The sequence below is a fragment of the Ramlibacter paludis genome, assembly GCF_022012305.1.
Taxonomy (GTDB): Bacteria; Pseudomonadota; Gammaproteobacteria; order Burkholderiales; family Burkholderiaceae_C; genus Ramlibacter; species Ramlibacter paludis.
Window position 1 is genome coordinate 116,409 of record NZ_JAKLTM010000008.1, and the last position, 12,040, is coordinate 128,448.

The 12,040-nt window shown below is 69.9% G+C and carries 17 protein-coding genes and 1 tRNA gene; 15 read left to right on the forward strand and 3 right to left on the reverse strand.

The features are described from left to right. Nucleotides 1-52: 52 nt before the first annotated feature. Genes LZ009_RS22305 through LZ009_RS22325 form a run of 5 tightly spaced genes read left to right on the forward strand, consistent with a single transcriptional unit; the run spans nt 53 to nt 3,902 of the window. Nucleotides 53-436 carry a response regulator gene (locus LZ009_RS22305; protein ID WP_275700192.1) on the forward strand — a complete coding sequence of 128 codons (384 nt, stop codon included), beginning with the start codon at nt 53-55 and terminating at the stop codon, nt 434-436. Between the two features lie 13 nt (nt 437-449). Continuing rightward, nucleotides 450-1,232: a helix-turn-helix domain-containing protein gene (locus LZ009_RS22310; protein WP_275700193.1), complete on the forward strand. Its 783-nt coding sequence runs from the start codon at nt 450-452 to the stop codon at nt 1,230-1,232. Nucleotides 1,233-1,244: 12 nt separating this feature from the next. Then, a complete protein-coding gene (locus tag LZ009_RS22315; protein ID WP_275700194.1) occupies nt 1,245-1,850 on the forward strand; it encodes a hemerythrin domain-containing protein in 606 nt (201 codons plus the stop codon). After that, nucleotides 1,847-2,515 (forward strand): sulfite exporter TauE/SafE family protein, encoded by a 669-nt coding sequence (locus LZ009_RS22320; protein WP_275700195.1) that lies wholly within the window; start codon nt 1,847-1,849, stop codon nt 2,513-2,515. The genes LZ009_RS22315 and LZ009_RS22320 overlap by 4 nt, the downstream gene beginning before the upstream one ends. A 19-nt stretch (nt 2,516-2,534) precedes the next feature. Next, nucleotides 2,535-3,902, forward strand: coding sequence for an MBL fold metallo-hydrolase RNA specificity domain-containing protein (locus LZ009_RS22325; RefSeq protein WP_275700196.1), 1,368 nt, complete (start codon nt 2,535-2,537; stop codon nt 3,900-3,902). Here the strand turns inward: LZ009_RS22325 and LZ009_RS22330 are convergent. Together LZ009_RS22330 and LZ009_RS22335 are read right to left on the reverse strand one after the other, a co-directional pair. Next, nucleotides 3,895-4,314: a universal stress protein gene (locus tag LZ009_RS22330; protein WP_275700197.1), complete on the reverse strand. Its 420-nt coding sequence runs from the start codon at nt 4,312-4,314 to the stop codon at nt 3,895-3,897. The genes LZ009_RS22325 and LZ009_RS22330 overlap by 8 nt on opposite strands. Nucleotides 4,315-4,343: 29 nt before the next feature. Continuing rightward, the gene (locus tag LZ009_RS22335; RefSeq protein WP_275700198.1) at nt 4,344-4,487 is read right to left on the reverse strand and encodes a hypothetical protein; all 144 of its coding nucleotides are present in this window, start codon (nt 4,485-4,487) and stop codon (nt 4,344-4,346) included. On the opposite strand from LZ009_RS22335, the gene LZ009_RS22340 reads away from it, so the two are divergent. The 8 genes from LZ009_RS22340 to LZ009_RS22375 all read left to right on the forward strand — a co-directional run bounded on the left by LZ009_RS22340 (nt 4,486) and on the right by LZ009_RS22375 (nt 10,466). Next, nucleotides 4,486-4,929 (forward strand): universal stress protein, encoded by a 444-nt coding sequence (locus LZ009_RS22340; RefSeq protein WP_275700199.1) that lies wholly within the window; start codon nt 4,486-4,488, stop codon nt 4,927-4,929. The genes LZ009_RS22335 and LZ009_RS22340 overlap by 2 nt on opposite strands. A 106-nt stretch (nt 4,930-5,035) precedes the next feature. Further along, on the forward strand, nt 5,036-5,770 hold the full coding sequence (locus LZ009_RS22345) for a c-type cytochrome (RefSeq protein WP_275700200.1): 735 nt from the start codon (nt 5,036-5,038) through the stop codon (nt 5,768-5,770). After that, nucleotides 5,767-7,053, forward strand: a complete 1,287-nt coding sequence (locus LZ009_RS22350) for a c-type cytochrome (protein ID WP_430300411.1) — start codon at nt 5,767-5,769, stop codon at nt 7,051-7,053. Before LZ009_RS22345 ends, LZ009_RS22350 begins: the two co-directional genes overlap by 4 nt. 2 nt (nt 7,054-7,055) lie before the next feature. After that, nucleotides 7,056-7,220 carry a hypothetical protein gene (locus LZ009_RS22355; protein WP_275700201.1) on the forward strand — a complete coding sequence of 55 codons (165 nt, stop codon included), beginning with the start codon at nt 7,056-7,058 and terminating at the stop codon, nt 7,218-7,220. Next, nucleotides 7,217-7,777, forward strand: coding sequence for a cupredoxin domain-containing protein (locus tag LZ009_RS22360; RefSeq protein WP_275700202.1), 561 nt, complete (start codon nt 7,217-7,219; stop codon nt 7,775-7,777). The genes LZ009_RS22355 and LZ009_RS22360 overlap by 4 nt, the downstream gene beginning before the upstream one ends. Then, nucleotides 7,764-9,383: a cbb3-type cytochrome c oxidase subunit I gene (locus LZ009_RS22365; protein WP_275700203.1), complete on the forward strand. Its 1,620-nt coding sequence runs from the start codon at nt 7,764-7,766 to the stop codon at nt 9,381-9,383. Before LZ009_RS22360 ends, LZ009_RS22365 begins: the two co-directional genes overlap by 14 nt. Beyond that, a complete protein-coding gene (locus tag LZ009_RS22370; protein ID WP_275700204.1) occupies nt 9,380-10,165 on the forward strand; it encodes a c-type cytochrome in 786 nt (261 codons plus the stop codon). The genes LZ009_RS22365 and LZ009_RS22370 overlap by 4 nt, the downstream gene beginning before the upstream one ends. Nucleotides 10,166-10,205: 40 nt before the next feature. Then, nucleotides 10,206-10,466 (forward strand): hypothetical protein, encoded by a 261-nt coding sequence (locus LZ009_RS22375; RefSeq protein WP_275700205.1) that lies wholly within the window; start codon nt 10,206-10,208, stop codon nt 10,464-10,466. Between the two features lie 29 nt (nt 10,467-10,495). On the opposite strand, the gene LZ009_RS22380 is transcribed toward LZ009_RS22375, so the two are convergent. Then, nucleotides 10,496-11,062 (reverse strand): ATP-dependent Clp protease proteolytic subunit, encoded by a 567-nt coding sequence (locus LZ009_RS22380; RefSeq protein WP_275700206.1) that lies wholly within the window; start codon nt 11,060-11,062, stop codon nt 10,496-10,498. 91 nt (nt 11,063-11,153) lie between these two features. Here LZ009_RS22380 and LZ009_RS22385 point away from each other — a divergent pair. Beyond that, nucleotides 11,154-11,229 (forward strand) — tRNA-Arg (locus LZ009_RS22385). A 28-nt stretch (nt 11,230-11,257) separates the two neighbouring features. Next, nucleotides 11,258-12,028 (forward strand): basic amino acid ABC transporter substrate-binding protein, encoded by a 771-nt coding sequence (locus LZ009_RS22390; RefSeq protein WP_275700207.1) that lies wholly within the window; start codon nt 11,258-11,260, stop codon nt 12,026-12,028. Nucleotides 12,029-12,040: the final 12 nt, after the last annotated feature.

A 12,040-nucleotide genomic window follows, 5' to 3' on the forward strand; every position in this document is an offset into this window, starting at 1 on the left:
GCTTCAGCGCCCGCCGATGGCCTGGAAGCGCCGCGGCGAGCAAAGTTGCGGCATGTCCAGCAACGTTCGCACCACCCGGGTCTTCCTGGCCGACGACTCGGCCGCCATCCGCCGCCGCGTCGCCGGCCTGCTCGGCGCCGGCGCCCTGCAGGTCGTCGGCGAGGCCGAGACCCCGCAGGACTGCATCGCCGGCATCCTCGCCACCCATCCCGACGTCGTCGTCCTCGACGTGCAGCTCGATGGCGGCCAGGGCCTGGAAGTGCTGCGCGCCGTGCGCGGCACCGAGCCCGGCATCGCCTTCGTCGTCTTCAGCAACAACGCCGGCCCGGCCTACCGCAAGCGCTATCTCGGCGCGGGCGCGGCGCGCTTCCTCGACAAGACTCACGAGATCGAACAGCTGGCCGACGCCGTCCGCGCCGCCTGCACGACCCATTAACGAGAACAACGCCATGACCCTTGCCACCGTCGCCACCAACGTCCTGACCTTCGTGCCGGCCGCCGCCGCCCGCACGCGCATGCCCGTGGCGCCGCTGAAGACCAGCTGCTCCACCTGCCACCTGCGCGACCTGTGCCTGCCCTGCGGCCTGAATGGCAGCGAGCGGGAAAGCCTGGACCGGCTGATGTTCGGGCGGCGCAAGGTTGCCGCCGGCCAGGCGCTGTACCGGGCCGGCGACAAGTTCCGCTTCATCTACGCGGTGCGCAGCGGCACCTTCAAGTCCAGCCTGGCGCTGCCCGGCGACCGCGAGCAGGTGAGCGGCTTCCACATGGCCGGCGAGCTGATGGGGCTGGACGCGATCGCCAACGGCGCGCATGCCAGCACGGCGATCGCGCTGGAGGACACCGAGGTCTGCACGATCCAGTACTCGCACCTGAACGAGGCCATCGCCGAAAGCGGCAACATCCAGCTGGCGATGGCGCAGCTGATGTCGCGCGAGATCGTGCGCGAGCACAGCCTGATGATGCTGCTGGGAAGCATGAACGCCGAAGAGCGGCTGGCCGCCTTCCTGCTGAACCTGTCGCAGCGCATGAAGGCGCGCGGCTACTCCGCCACCGAATTCCACCTGCGCATGTCGCGCGCGGAAATCGGCAGCTACCTGGGCATGAAGCTCGAGACCGTCAGCCGGACCTTCTCGGCCTTCCAGCAGCAGGAGCTGCTGGAGGTGGACAAGAAACACGTGCGCATCCTGGACCTCGAGCGGCTCGGCCGCGTGGTCGCAACCCGCATGCACTGAGGAGACACTTCCATGAAGCAGCCCACTTCCGCCGCGCAGGTGATCCGCGACGAGCACCGCGCGCTGGCCGCGGTGCTCCGTTCCCTCGAACCGCTGGTGCGCATGGGCCCGGGCGACCAGCCCGAGCGCTTCTTCGACATCGTGCGCGCGATGCTGTTCTACATCGACGAATTCCCGGAGCACCGGCACCATCCCAAGGAGTCGGACCTGCTGTTCCCGCGGCTGGCCCGCAGCGCACCCGAGCTGCTGCCGGTGATCCGCCGCCTGGAGGCTGACCACATGCAGGGCGAGGGCCGCGTGCGGACGCTGCAGCACCTGCTGCTGGCGTGGGAGCTGGTCGGCGAGTCGCGCCGCCCCGCCTTCACCGAAGCCCTGGAGGAATACGTCCGCTTCTACCTGGAGCACATGCGCGTCGAGGAGACGCAGCTGCTGCCGGCGGCGGAACGCGTGTTCACCCCCGAGGACTGGCAGGCGATCAACCACGCCTTCGAGGCCGACCGCGACCCGCTGGCGGGTGGCGAACGCGATCCCAACTACGACCGCCTGTTCACGCGCATCGTGCTGGCGGCGCCGGCGCCGATCGGCGTGGGCGCGGCACTCACCGGGACGCCCGCGTGATCCTGCCCCTGGCCGCCGCGGCGCTCCTCATAGGGCTGGCGGCCGGGCCGCACTGCGCCGCCATGTGCGGGCCCGCCTGCGGCGGCGTGATCCGCATCGTGCGCGAGGGGCAGCCGGGCGACCACGGCCTGCAGTGGTCCTTCCATGCCGGCCGCTTGCTGGGCTACGCCTTGGCCGGTGCCGCGGTGGCGCAGGCCGTGCAAGGCCTGGCCTGGGCCGCCACGCATGCGGCGGCGCTGCGGCCGCTGTGGACCGTGTTCCACGTCGCGGTGCTGGGCTGGGGCCTGGCGCTGCTCGCTTCCGGACGGCAGCCCGCGTTGGCGACGGCCACCGGCCGCAAGGTCTGGCAGCGCCTGCGGCCGCTGGCCACGCCGCCGCAGGCCTTGTTCGCCACCGGCGTGCTGTGGGCGCTGATGCCGTGCGGCCTGCTCTATTCGGCGCTGCTGGTGGCATCGCTCAGCGGCGGACCGCTGGCAGGCGCTTTCACCATGGCCTTGTTCGCACTGGGCAGCGCGGTCTCGCTGCTGCTGGCGCCGCGCATGCTGCGGCTGGCGGGCGAACGCGGTGGCGCGCGCCTCGCGGGCGCCTTGATCGCCGCGGCCGCGGCGTGGGCGCTGTGGATGGACCTGAGCCACCGCATCGCAGAATGGTGCGGATTGGCCTGACTCCGCCACGGAGGTTTCCATGCAGCTGCAGTTCCTGGGTGCCACTGGCACCGTCACCGGATCCAAGTACCTGGTGCGCCACGAAGGCGCGCAGCTGCTGGTCGACTGCGGCCTGTTCCAGGGCTACAAGCAGCTGCGGCTGCGCAACTGGGCGCCGCTGCCGCTGCCCGCCGCCGAGATCGATGCGGTGATCCTCACCCATGCGCACATCGACCACAGCGGCTACCTGCCGCTGATGGTGCGCCAAGGGTTTCGCGGCCCGGTCTTCTGCAGCGCCCCTACGCGCGACCTGTGCCGCATCCTGCTGCCGGACAGCGGCGGCCTGCAGGAGGAAGAGGCCGACTATGCGAACCGGCACGGCCTGGGCAAGCACCACCCGGCACTGCCGCTCTACACCCGCGCGGATGCGGTGGCTGCGCTGGAGCAGCTGCACGCCGTGGCCTGGCACGAGGAATGGGAGCCCATCCCCGGCCTGCGGGCTTCGCTCGCGCACGCCGGCCACATGCTGGGCGGCTCGCTGTTGCGGCTGGCCAGCGCGCGCTGCTCGCTGCTGTTCTCGGGCGACCTGGGCCGCCCCGCCGATGCCTTGCTGCCGGCGCCGGAGGCGCCGCCTGCCGCGGACTACCTGGTGGTGGAATCGACCTACGGCGACCGCCAGCATCCGACCGGCGATGCCATGGAGGAACTGGGGGAGGTGATCCGCCGCACGGCCGCTCGTGCCGGCACGCTGGTGATCCCGGCCTTCGCGGTCGGCCGCGCCCAGGCGCTGCTGCATGGCATCCAGCAACTGAAGGCGCGCAAGAGCATCCCGCAGGTGCCCGTCTACCTGGACAGCCCGATGGCCGCGAGCGCGCTGCACGTCTACGGCCGGCACCGGGACGAACTGCGGCTGTCGGAAGCCGAATGCAGGGCGATGGAAAAGGCCGCGCACGTCGTCGCCACGCCGGACGAGTCGCGCGCGCTCAGCGCCAGGCGCGGGCCGATGGTGATCATCGCCGGCAGCGGCATGGCCACCGGCGGGCGCGTGGTGCACCACCTCAAGGCCTTCGCGCCGGACCACCGCAACACGATCCTGCTGGCGGGCTTCCAGGCCGGCGGCACGCGCGGCGCCAGCCTGCAGGCCGGCGCGCCCACCCTGCGCATCCACGGCGAAGACGTGCCGGTGCGCGCCGAAGTCGCGCAGATCGCCGCACTGTCGGCGCATGCGGATGGAGCGGAGATCGAAAGCTGGCTGCGCGGGATGCCGCGGGCGCCGGTGCGCACCTTCATCACGCATGGCGAGCCGGCGGCGGCGGATGCGCTGCGCCAGCGCATCGAGCGCCACCTGGGCTGGACCGTCACCGTGCCGGAGCACGGCGAGACGTTCCAGCTCGGCGCGCCTACTTGACCAGCAGCACGGGCACTTCGGAATCGACCAGCACGCGCTGGGCGATGCTGCCCATCACGGTGCGCCCCAGCAGGCCGTAGCCGTGCGTGCCCATCACGATCATCTGCGCGCCCTCGCGCTTGCTGGCTTCCACGATCTCGTGGCCGGCCTGCCCGATCACCCAGGTGGTGCGGAACTTCAGCTCGTGGCGGCGCAGGAAATCCTCGATCGGCGCCAGCACCTTGGCGGCCTCGTCGCTGTGGTAGTCGGCGACCACCGAAGCGCCGACGAAGCCCTTCACCTGCGGCGGCAGCGGCGGCTGCACGTTCAGCACGACCAGCTCGCCGCCGGCCAGCAGCGATTCGTGGGTGACGAGGAAGGCCAGGGCCTTCTTGGTGAAATTGCTGCCGTCGGCAGCGAACAGGATCTTCATGGGGGGCCTCCAGTGTGGATGCGACCAGCTTAGAGGGTCGGCTCCGCAGCGGTTTGAGGCAGGTCAAGCCGTCGCGCCGACCGGCCGACCGCTGCGCGCTTGACTTCCATCAATACGCTTGCGCGCGGATTGCCCATGATGGATTCACTTTCTTCACCCTGGAGTTCCGCCATGTTCAAGCGCATCCTGGTGCCGGTCGACGGCAGTGAAACTTCCACCAAGGCGCTGGTCGCCGCATTGCAGCTCGCCCGCGAGCGCGATGCGTCGGTGCGCGTCATCCACGTGCTCGACGAGCTGGCCTACCTGACCGGCTACGAGTACAGCGCGACGGCGCTCGAGGAAGCCCGCAAGTACGCGCAGAAGACCCTGGACGACGCGGTCGCCATCGCGCAGTCCTCCGGCGTGCCGGCCGACGGCAAGCTGCTGGAGACGCCGGGACGCCGGCTGGGCGATGTCGTGGCCGACGAGGTGCGCGCGCTGAACGCGGACCTGGTCGTGGTCGGCACGCACGGCCGCCGCGGCATGAGCCGGGTGCTGCTTGGCAGCGGCGCCGAGCAGGTGATCCGGGTCTGCCCGGTGCCCGTGCTGACGATCCGCGCCGCCGAACCGGCTTAGTGCCCGGCGGCTGCAGCCGCCCCAAATTGCTATTGGACCAAGGTACACTGGCGCCCCCGCCGGGCGTGGTCGACGCTGCGGCTTTCCATAGGGATGTCGCTGCCCCATGAGAATGAAAAGACAAGCGAGCGCGGCCCTGCGACGGCTGGCCATCGTGCTGGCCGTGGCCACCGGTCCGTGTCTCGCGCAGGGTGACCCCGCTGCCGTGCCGGCCTACAAGGAACTCGATTCCATGGCCGCGCGGGTGCAGGGCTGCGTCACCTGCCACGGCCAGCAGGGGCAGGGCACCAGCAACGACTACTTTCCGCGCATCGCCGGCAAGCCCGCGGGCTACCTGCACAACCAGCTGCGCGCCTTCCACGACGGCTCGCGCCGCTATGCGGCGATGAACTACCTGGTGGCCTATCTCTCGGACGACTACCTCAAGGAGATCGCCGAGTACTTCTCGTCGCTGCGCCCGCCCTTCGCGCCGCCCACCGCCCCCACCTTGCCGGCCGACGTGCTGGAGCGCGGCAAGGCGCTGGTGCACGACGGCGACGGCTCGCGCCAGATCCCCGCCTGCATGGCCTGCCACGGCGCGCGCCTGACCGGCATGGAGCCGGGCATTCCGGGGCTGGTCGGCCTGCGCCCCAACTACATCGCCGCGCAGCTCACGCGCTGGCGCTCCGGCGAGCGCAAGGCCGCGGCGCCCGACTGCATGCACCGCATCGCGTCGCGCCTGACCGAGCCGGAGATCGCCGGCGTGGCGGCCTGGCTGGGCGCGCAGGCCGCGCCTTCGAACCACGCGCCCGACAAGCGCGACACCGTGCGCATGCCCACCGCCTGCGGGAGCCAGCGGTGAGGCGCGGCACGAAGATCTTCGCGGGGCTGGGGCTGCTGGGCGTGGCGGTGCTGGCCGCCGTGCTGCTGGCGGATTACCAGCCGTGGAAGACGCTGCAGCCGGCCGTGGTTGCGCAAGCGCCCAGGAACGACGTGATCTCGCGCGGCGAGTACCTGGCGCGCGTGGGCGACTGCATCGCCTGCCACACGGCGCCCGGCGGGCGCGAGTTCGCCGGCCTGCGCGCCATGCCCACGCCCTTCGGCAACATCTTCGTCCCCAACATCACGCCGGACGACGAGACCGGCATCGGCACCTGGAGCGCCGACGACTTCTACAAGATGATGCACACGGGGCGCAGCAAGAACGGCGAAGTGCTGTACCCGGCGATGCCTTATGCGAACTACACGAAGGTCACGCGCGCGGACTCCGACGCCATCTACGCCTACCTGATGTCGGTGCCGCCGGTGAAGCAGGCGAACCGGCCGCACGAGCTGCGCTTTCCCTTCAACAACCGCGAGCTGCTGGTCGGCTGGCGCACGCTCTATTTCAGCCAGGGCGAGTACCAGCCGGACGCGAGCAAGGACAAGGAATGGAACCGCGGCGCCTACCTGGTGCAAGGCCTGGGCCACTGCTCGATGTGCCACACCGCGGTGTCGGCGCTGGGCGGCTCGCGCGACCAGCAGGCCTTCAGCGGCGGCATGATCCCCAACCAGAACTGGTACGCGCCTTCGCTCACCTCGAACCGCGAGGCCGGGCTGGGCGACTGGGAGATCCACGAGATCACCGACCTGCTGCAGGCGGGCGCCTCGAAGCGCGCCACCACCTACGGCCCGATGGCCGAGGTCACCTTCCACAGCCTGCAATACCTGAACGACGAGGACGCGCGGGCCATGGCGGTCTACCTCAAGTCGCTGCCGCCGAAGGACGAGGCGCGCGCGCCGCCGCAGGCGCAGCTGGTCGCGCCCGCCACCATGGAACTGGGCCGGCAGGTCTACACGGCGCAATGCGCGATGTGCCACGGCAACGAGGGCAAGGGCTTCCCGCCGGCCTTCCCGCCGCTGGCCAACAACCAGTCGATCGAGATGGCCTCGCCGGTCAACGCGGTGCGCATGATCCTCAACGGCGGCTATGCGCCGGCCACGCGCAGGAACCCGCGGCCCTACGGCATGCCGCCTTTCGCGCACATCCTCAACGACGAACAGGTGGCGGCCGTCGCCACCTACGTGCGCGTCGCCTGGGGCAACGGCGGCACGCCGGTCAGCACGGCCCAGGCCAACGCGCTGCGCGTGGTGCCGCAGGAATAGCCATGCAGCCCGACTCCCAGCGCCAGGACGACGAGGCCGTGGACCGCATCGTGCGGGAAGGCCCGGCCGGCACCTGGGCCGTCGCGGGCCTGGCGACCTTCATCGTGGTGCTGATCTGGTTCCTCTTCTATTTCCTGGTCTACCTGCCGCGGGGGATCCTCGAATGAGCGCCGTGCACGCACCGGGCGCCGACGCGGCGGAACTGGCGGAGCGGCGCTGGGCGTGGATCGTCGCGGGAATCATCGCGCTGCTGGTGGTGATGATGGTCTTCACCGGACTGCACTGGGCCTCCATGCCGCCTTCGCGCGTGGAGGTGGTCGATCCGCGCACGCTGCACATCCGCGGCGAATTCGTCGAGGACAACCTCGGCACCAGCGTCGACGCGCAGGGCAAGGTGACGGTGCGGCTGGTCGCGCAGCAGTACTCCTTCACGCCGCAGTGCATCGTGGTGCCGGCCGACACGCCGGTCACCTTCCGCGGCACCGCCAGCGACGCCATCCACGGCTTCGTGGTCGGCCGCACCAATGCCAACGTGATGCTGATCCCCGGCTTCGTGGCCACCTTCACCACCCGTTTTCCGCGCGCCGGGGAACTGCTGATGCCCTGCCACGAATACTGCGGCACCGGCCACCAGGGGATGTGGGCGCGCGTGCAGGTGCTGGAGCCCGCGGAGTTCCTGCGCCAGGCGCAGCCCGGAAAGGCGGTGAGCTGTGTTCCACGCTAGGCGCCTCGTGCTGTTCCACTTCTGGGTGGCGTTCATCGCGTTCGCGGCCGCGCTGGTGCTGGGCGAATGGCAGATGGCCGTGCGCAGCCCGCTGCTGCCGCGGGTCTCCAATCCGGAGCTGTACTACCGCTCGGTGACCGCGCACGGCACGGTCATGGGCTACGTGCTGCCGACGCTGGTGGCGATGGGCTTCGGCTACGCGCTGACCGAGCTCGCCCTGAAGCGACCGCTGCTCGGCCTGCGCTGGGCCTGGGCCAGCTTCTGGCTGGTGGTGGTGGGCACCGTGGTTGCCGCCACGCCCATCGCGCTGGGCCGCGCGTCGGTGCTCTTCACCTTCTACCCGCCGCTGCTGGCGAGCGTCTTCTACTACCTCGGCGTCGTGCTGGTGGTGGTGGGGTCCTGGGTCTGGGTGGGCCTGACCTCCTGGAACATCCACCGCTGGCGCCGCGACAACCCCGGCGCGGTGCTGCCGCTGGCGATGTTCGGCAACGCCACGGGCGCCTATCTCTGGGCCTGGACCTCGCTCGGCGCCGCCTCCGAGATCCTGCTGCTGATCCTGCCCGCCGCCTTCGGCTGGAAGGACACCATCGATGCCGGCCTGGCGCGCGTGCTGTTCTCGTGGACGCTGCACGCGATCGTCTACTTCTGGCTGATGCCGGCCTACATCGCCTTCTACACGATCATTCCCCGCGCCATCGGCGGGCGCCTGTACAGCGACACCATGGGCCGCGTGGCCTTCGTGCTGTTCCTGGTGTTCTCCATGCCGATCGGCATCCACCACCTGTTCGCCGATCCGCAGGTGGGGTCGGGCTTCAAGTTCGTGCACGCCGTGTTCACGGCGATGGTGTCGGTGCCGACGCTGCTGACGGTGTTCACCATCTGCGCTTCGGTGGAAATCGCGGCGCGGCTGCGCGGCGGCAAGGGCGCATTCGGCTGGGTGAAGGCGCTGCCCTGGGACAACCCGTACATGCTGGCCGTGGCCTTCAGCTTCGTCATGCTGGGCCTCGGCGGCGCCGGCGGCATCATCAACATGAGCTACCAGATGAACGAGACGATCCACAACACGCAGTGGGTCACGGGCCACTTCCACCTGATCTTCGCCGGCGCCATCGTCATCATGTACTTCGTGATCGCCTACGACCTGTGGCCGCAGCTGCTCGATTGCGCTCCGCTGAACGCGCGCCTGATGCGCTGGCAGCTGTGGCTGTGGTTCGTCGGCATGATGGTGACCACGCTGCCCTGGCACCTGGTCGGCCTGCTCGGTGCGCCGCGGCGCATGGCTTACTTCGACTACAGCCATCCGGCCCTGCATCCGCAGGCGCTGACGGTGGTGATCTCCTCCATCGGCGGGCTGCTGCTGGTGGTGTCGGGCTTCCTGTTCCTCTGGATCCTGGCGACGGCACGCCGCGGCAGCGTGCGGGCGGCGCCTTACACCTTCAGCACGCCCGTGCACGCCGGCGCCGTGCCCAAGGCGCTCGACAGCTTCGCGCTGTGGGTCGGCCTGATGGTGGCGCTCACGGTCGTCAACTACGCCGTGCCCATCGTGCAGCTGTCGCTGATCCCGGAAACCTCGGTGCCGGTGGTGCCGGTCGGAGCGCAGCGATGAGCCGCAACGCCACGCTGGCGGTGGTGGCGACGGGCGTGCTGCTGGCGCTGTCGCTGCTGGTGGGCTTCGTCTGGCTGCCGATGGTGAAACCCGACTTCGCGCAAGGCGGGCTGTGGGACGCCATCTGCCGGGCGGCCGGCGTGCCCAGCGCCTGGAGCGCGCCATCGAACCGGGAAGACGCCCTGGCCAGCCGCGTTTCCATGGTGCCGGCGCTGGCCGGCGACGCCGGGGGCGATGCCGGCCGCGGCGGGACGCTGGCGCAGCGCTGCACCATGTGCCACGGCGCGCGCGGCGTGAGCGCCTCCGACGTACCCAATCTCGCCGGCCAGTATTCCGAGGTCACGTACAAGCAGCTGGTCGACTACAAGGACGGCACCCGCCGCCACACGCTGATGCAGGCGCTGGCCAAGGGCATGAGCGACGCCGACATCCGCGACCTCGCGGCCTTCTACGCGCAGCTGCCGCGGCCTTCGCCCGCGCCGGAAGCTGTGGAGGCGCCGCAGCTGGTGAAGGTGGGCGACCCGCTGCGCAACGTGCCGCCTTGCGTGTCCTGCCATGGCGGCATCGACAAGAAACCCGGCAGCCCGTGGCTGGAAGGCATGCCGCAGGCCTACCTGGCCGCGCAGACGCAAGCCTTCGCCAAGGGCGAGCGGCGCAACGATCCGCACGGCGTGATGCGCAACATCGCGCGGCAGATGAGCCCCGAGGAAATCGAGGCCTCGGCGCGCTACTACGCCAGCCGCGCGATCATGATCGCGCCGCAGCCCGAGGCACCCCGCTAGCCCGGCCCCGCGCGAGGCCGTGGCGACGTATGCTCGCCGCATGAACGCTGACGTACTGGACCTGTTGCAGTGGCCGGCGATGCTGGCCTCGATCGTTGCCGCCTGGCTGGTCGGATCGAAATCCGCCGCGCGCCGCAACATCGGCTTCTGGATTTTCCTGGGCAGCAACCTGCTGTGGATCGCCTGGGGCCTGCACGACAAGGCCTATGCCCTGATCGCGCTGCAGCTGGCGCTGGCGGCGCTGAACATCCGCGGCGTGCGCAAGGCGGAGGAAGCAAAGGAAGAGGAACAATCCGCGTAGGGTGGGTTCGCGCGGCGACCCCACCGTGCTCAGATCACTTCACTCACCAGCCCTTCCGCCTTCGCCTCGTCCGCGCACAAGTACCAGTCGGACTCCAGCACCTTCGCGAGCAGGTGCTCCACACTCATCTTGCTGCCGGCCACCAGCTGCCGGAAGCCCTCGCGCTCCAGGCGCTGGCCGCTTTCGATCTCGGCGATGGCGGCGCGCAGCACGGCGAGGTTGGAGCGCAGGGCGCCGCTCAGTTGCACCGTCCGCTCCAGCCGCCTTTCGTGGATCAGCAGTTCGGTGTCGCGCGTGAGGCAGCGATCCTGGACCGGGAAGGCGGCCATGACGGTGATGCCGGCCGAATAGACGAAGCTCTTGCCCAGGAAGACGATGCGGCGTTGCTCGCGTTCGCGGCACAGCGTGACGTCCAGCGCCATCCGGCGCGCGGTCTCGGCGTCGCCGCCGCTCGTGGTCAGTTCCAGCAGCAGGGGCTGGTCGTGCGCCACGTCCTTGCGCGCCTGGTTCAACTGCTCGCGAAAGGCCGCGTACATGTCGTCGTCGAGCGTGCCGAACAGGCGGATGTGCGGGTCGAGCCAGGGCAGGTCGGTCATGGGGCCATCCTTCCACTTCGCCGCGTGCCGCCTTGTCGGACACTTGCCCATCCCGGGTCCCTCGGCACTAGCCGGTACAATGGCGCCCTACGCGGCTGTAGCTCAGTGGATAGAGTATTGGCCTCCGAAGCCAAGGGTCGTGGGTTCGATCCCCGCCAGCCGCGCCAAGTCAACGACTCCCGACGGAGAAATCCCATGCGTCCCACCACCTTCGCCACCCTCGTGGCCGGCTTCGCCATGCTGTGCGCCTCGGTCTCGGCCGTGGCCCAGAACAAGGAGCTGGTCGTCGGCTCCAGCGCCACCTACCGGCCCTTCGCCTACGAAAGCCCGACCAAGGAAATCGTCGGCTACGACGTCGACATGATCAAGGCCATCGCCCAGAAGGCCGGCCTGCAGGTCAAGATCGTCAACACGCCCTGGACCGGCATCTTCGCCGCGCTGAACAACGGCGACGTCGACCTGGTGATCTCCGGCGTGACCATCAACGACAAGCGCAAGCAGTCCTACGACTTCACCGCCCCGTACTTCGAGGCGCGCCAGCTGCTCGCCGTGCAGAAGGACAGCCCGGCCAAGGGCCTGAAGGACCTGGCCGGCAAGAAGATCGGCGTGGTCACCGGCAGCACCGGCGACGACATGGCCTCCCGCGAATTCGGCAAGACCAATCCCGACATCCGCCGCTTCGAGAGCACGCCGGTCGTGATCTCCGAGCTGGCCAATAACGGCCTGGACGCCGCCATCGGCGACAACGGCGTGATCGCCTTCCGCACCCAGGAACACAAGAACCTGAAGACCATCAGCGACCCGAACTTCCCCAAGGAATACTTCGGCATCGTGGTGAAGCAGGGCAACAAGGCGCTGCTGGAGAAGCTGAACGCCGGCCTGGCCAAGGTCAAGGCCGACGGCACCTACGCCCAGATCTACAAGAAGTGGTTCCAGGCCGAGGCGCCCGCGCTGCCCGCGCAATAAGCCCCTAGCCGC

What these genes read in the sequence shown, in the direction of transcription:
- LZ009_RS22315 (WP_275700194.1), top strand. Translation starts at nt 1,245, where the DNA reads ATGAAGCAGCCCACTTCCGCCGCGCAGGTGATCCGCGACGAGCACCGC.
- LZ009_RS22340 (WP_275700199.1), top strand. Translation starts at nt 4,486, where the DNA reads ATGTTCAAGCGCATCCTGGTGCCGGTCGACGGCAGTGAAACTTCCACC.
- LZ009_RS22375 (WP_275700205.1), top strand. Translation starts at nt 10,206, where the DNA reads ATGAACGCTGACGTACTGGACCTGTTGCAGTGGCCGGCGATGCTGGCC.
- LZ009_RS22390 (WP_275700207.1), top strand. Translation starts at nt 11,258, where the DNA reads ATGCGTCCCACCACCTTCGCCACCCTCGTGGCCGGCTTCGCCATGCTG.
- LZ009_RS22330 (WP_275700197.1), bottom strand. Translation starts at nt 4,314, where the DNA reads ATGAAGATCCTGTTCGCTGCCGACGGCAGCAATTTCACCAAGAAGGCC.
- LZ009_RS22305 (WP_275700192.1), top strand. Translation starts at nt 53, where the DNA reads ATGTCCAGCAACGTTCGCACCACCCGGGTCTTCCTGGCCGACGACTCG.
- LZ009_RS22355 (WP_275700201.1), top strand. Translation starts at nt 7,056, where the DNA reads ATGCAGCCCGACTCCCAGCGCCAGGACGACGAGGCCGTGGACCGCATC.
- LZ009_RS22335 (WP_275700198.1), bottom strand. Translation starts at nt 4,487, where the DNA reads ATGGCGGAACTCCAGGGTGAAGAAAGTGAATCCATCATGGGCAATCCG.
- LZ009_RS22360 (WP_275700202.1), top strand. Translation starts at nt 7,217, where the DNA reads ATGAGCGCCGTGCACGCACCGGGCGCCGACGCGGCGGAACTGGCGGAG.
- LZ009_RS22325 (WP_275700196.1), top strand. Translation starts at nt 2,535, where the DNA reads ATGCAGCTGCAGTTCCTGGGTGCCACTGGCACCGTCACCGGATCCAAG.
- LZ009_RS22345 (WP_275700200.1), top strand. Translation starts at nt 5,036, where the DNA reads ATGAGAATGAAAAGACAAGCGAGCGCGGCCCTGCGACGGCTGGCCATC.
- LZ009_RS22380 (WP_275700206.1), bottom strand. Translation starts at nt 11,062, where the DNA reads ATGACCGACCTGCCCTGGCTCGACCCGCACATCCGCCTGTTCGGCACG.
- LZ009_RS22310 (WP_275700193.1), top strand. Translation starts at nt 450, where the DNA reads ATGACCCTTGCCACCGTCGCCACCAACGTCCTGACCTTCGTGCCGGCC.
- LZ009_RS22370 (WP_275700204.1), top strand. Translation starts at nt 9,380, where the DNA reads ATGAGCCGCAACGCCACGCTGGCGGTGGTGGCGACGGGCGTGCTGCTG.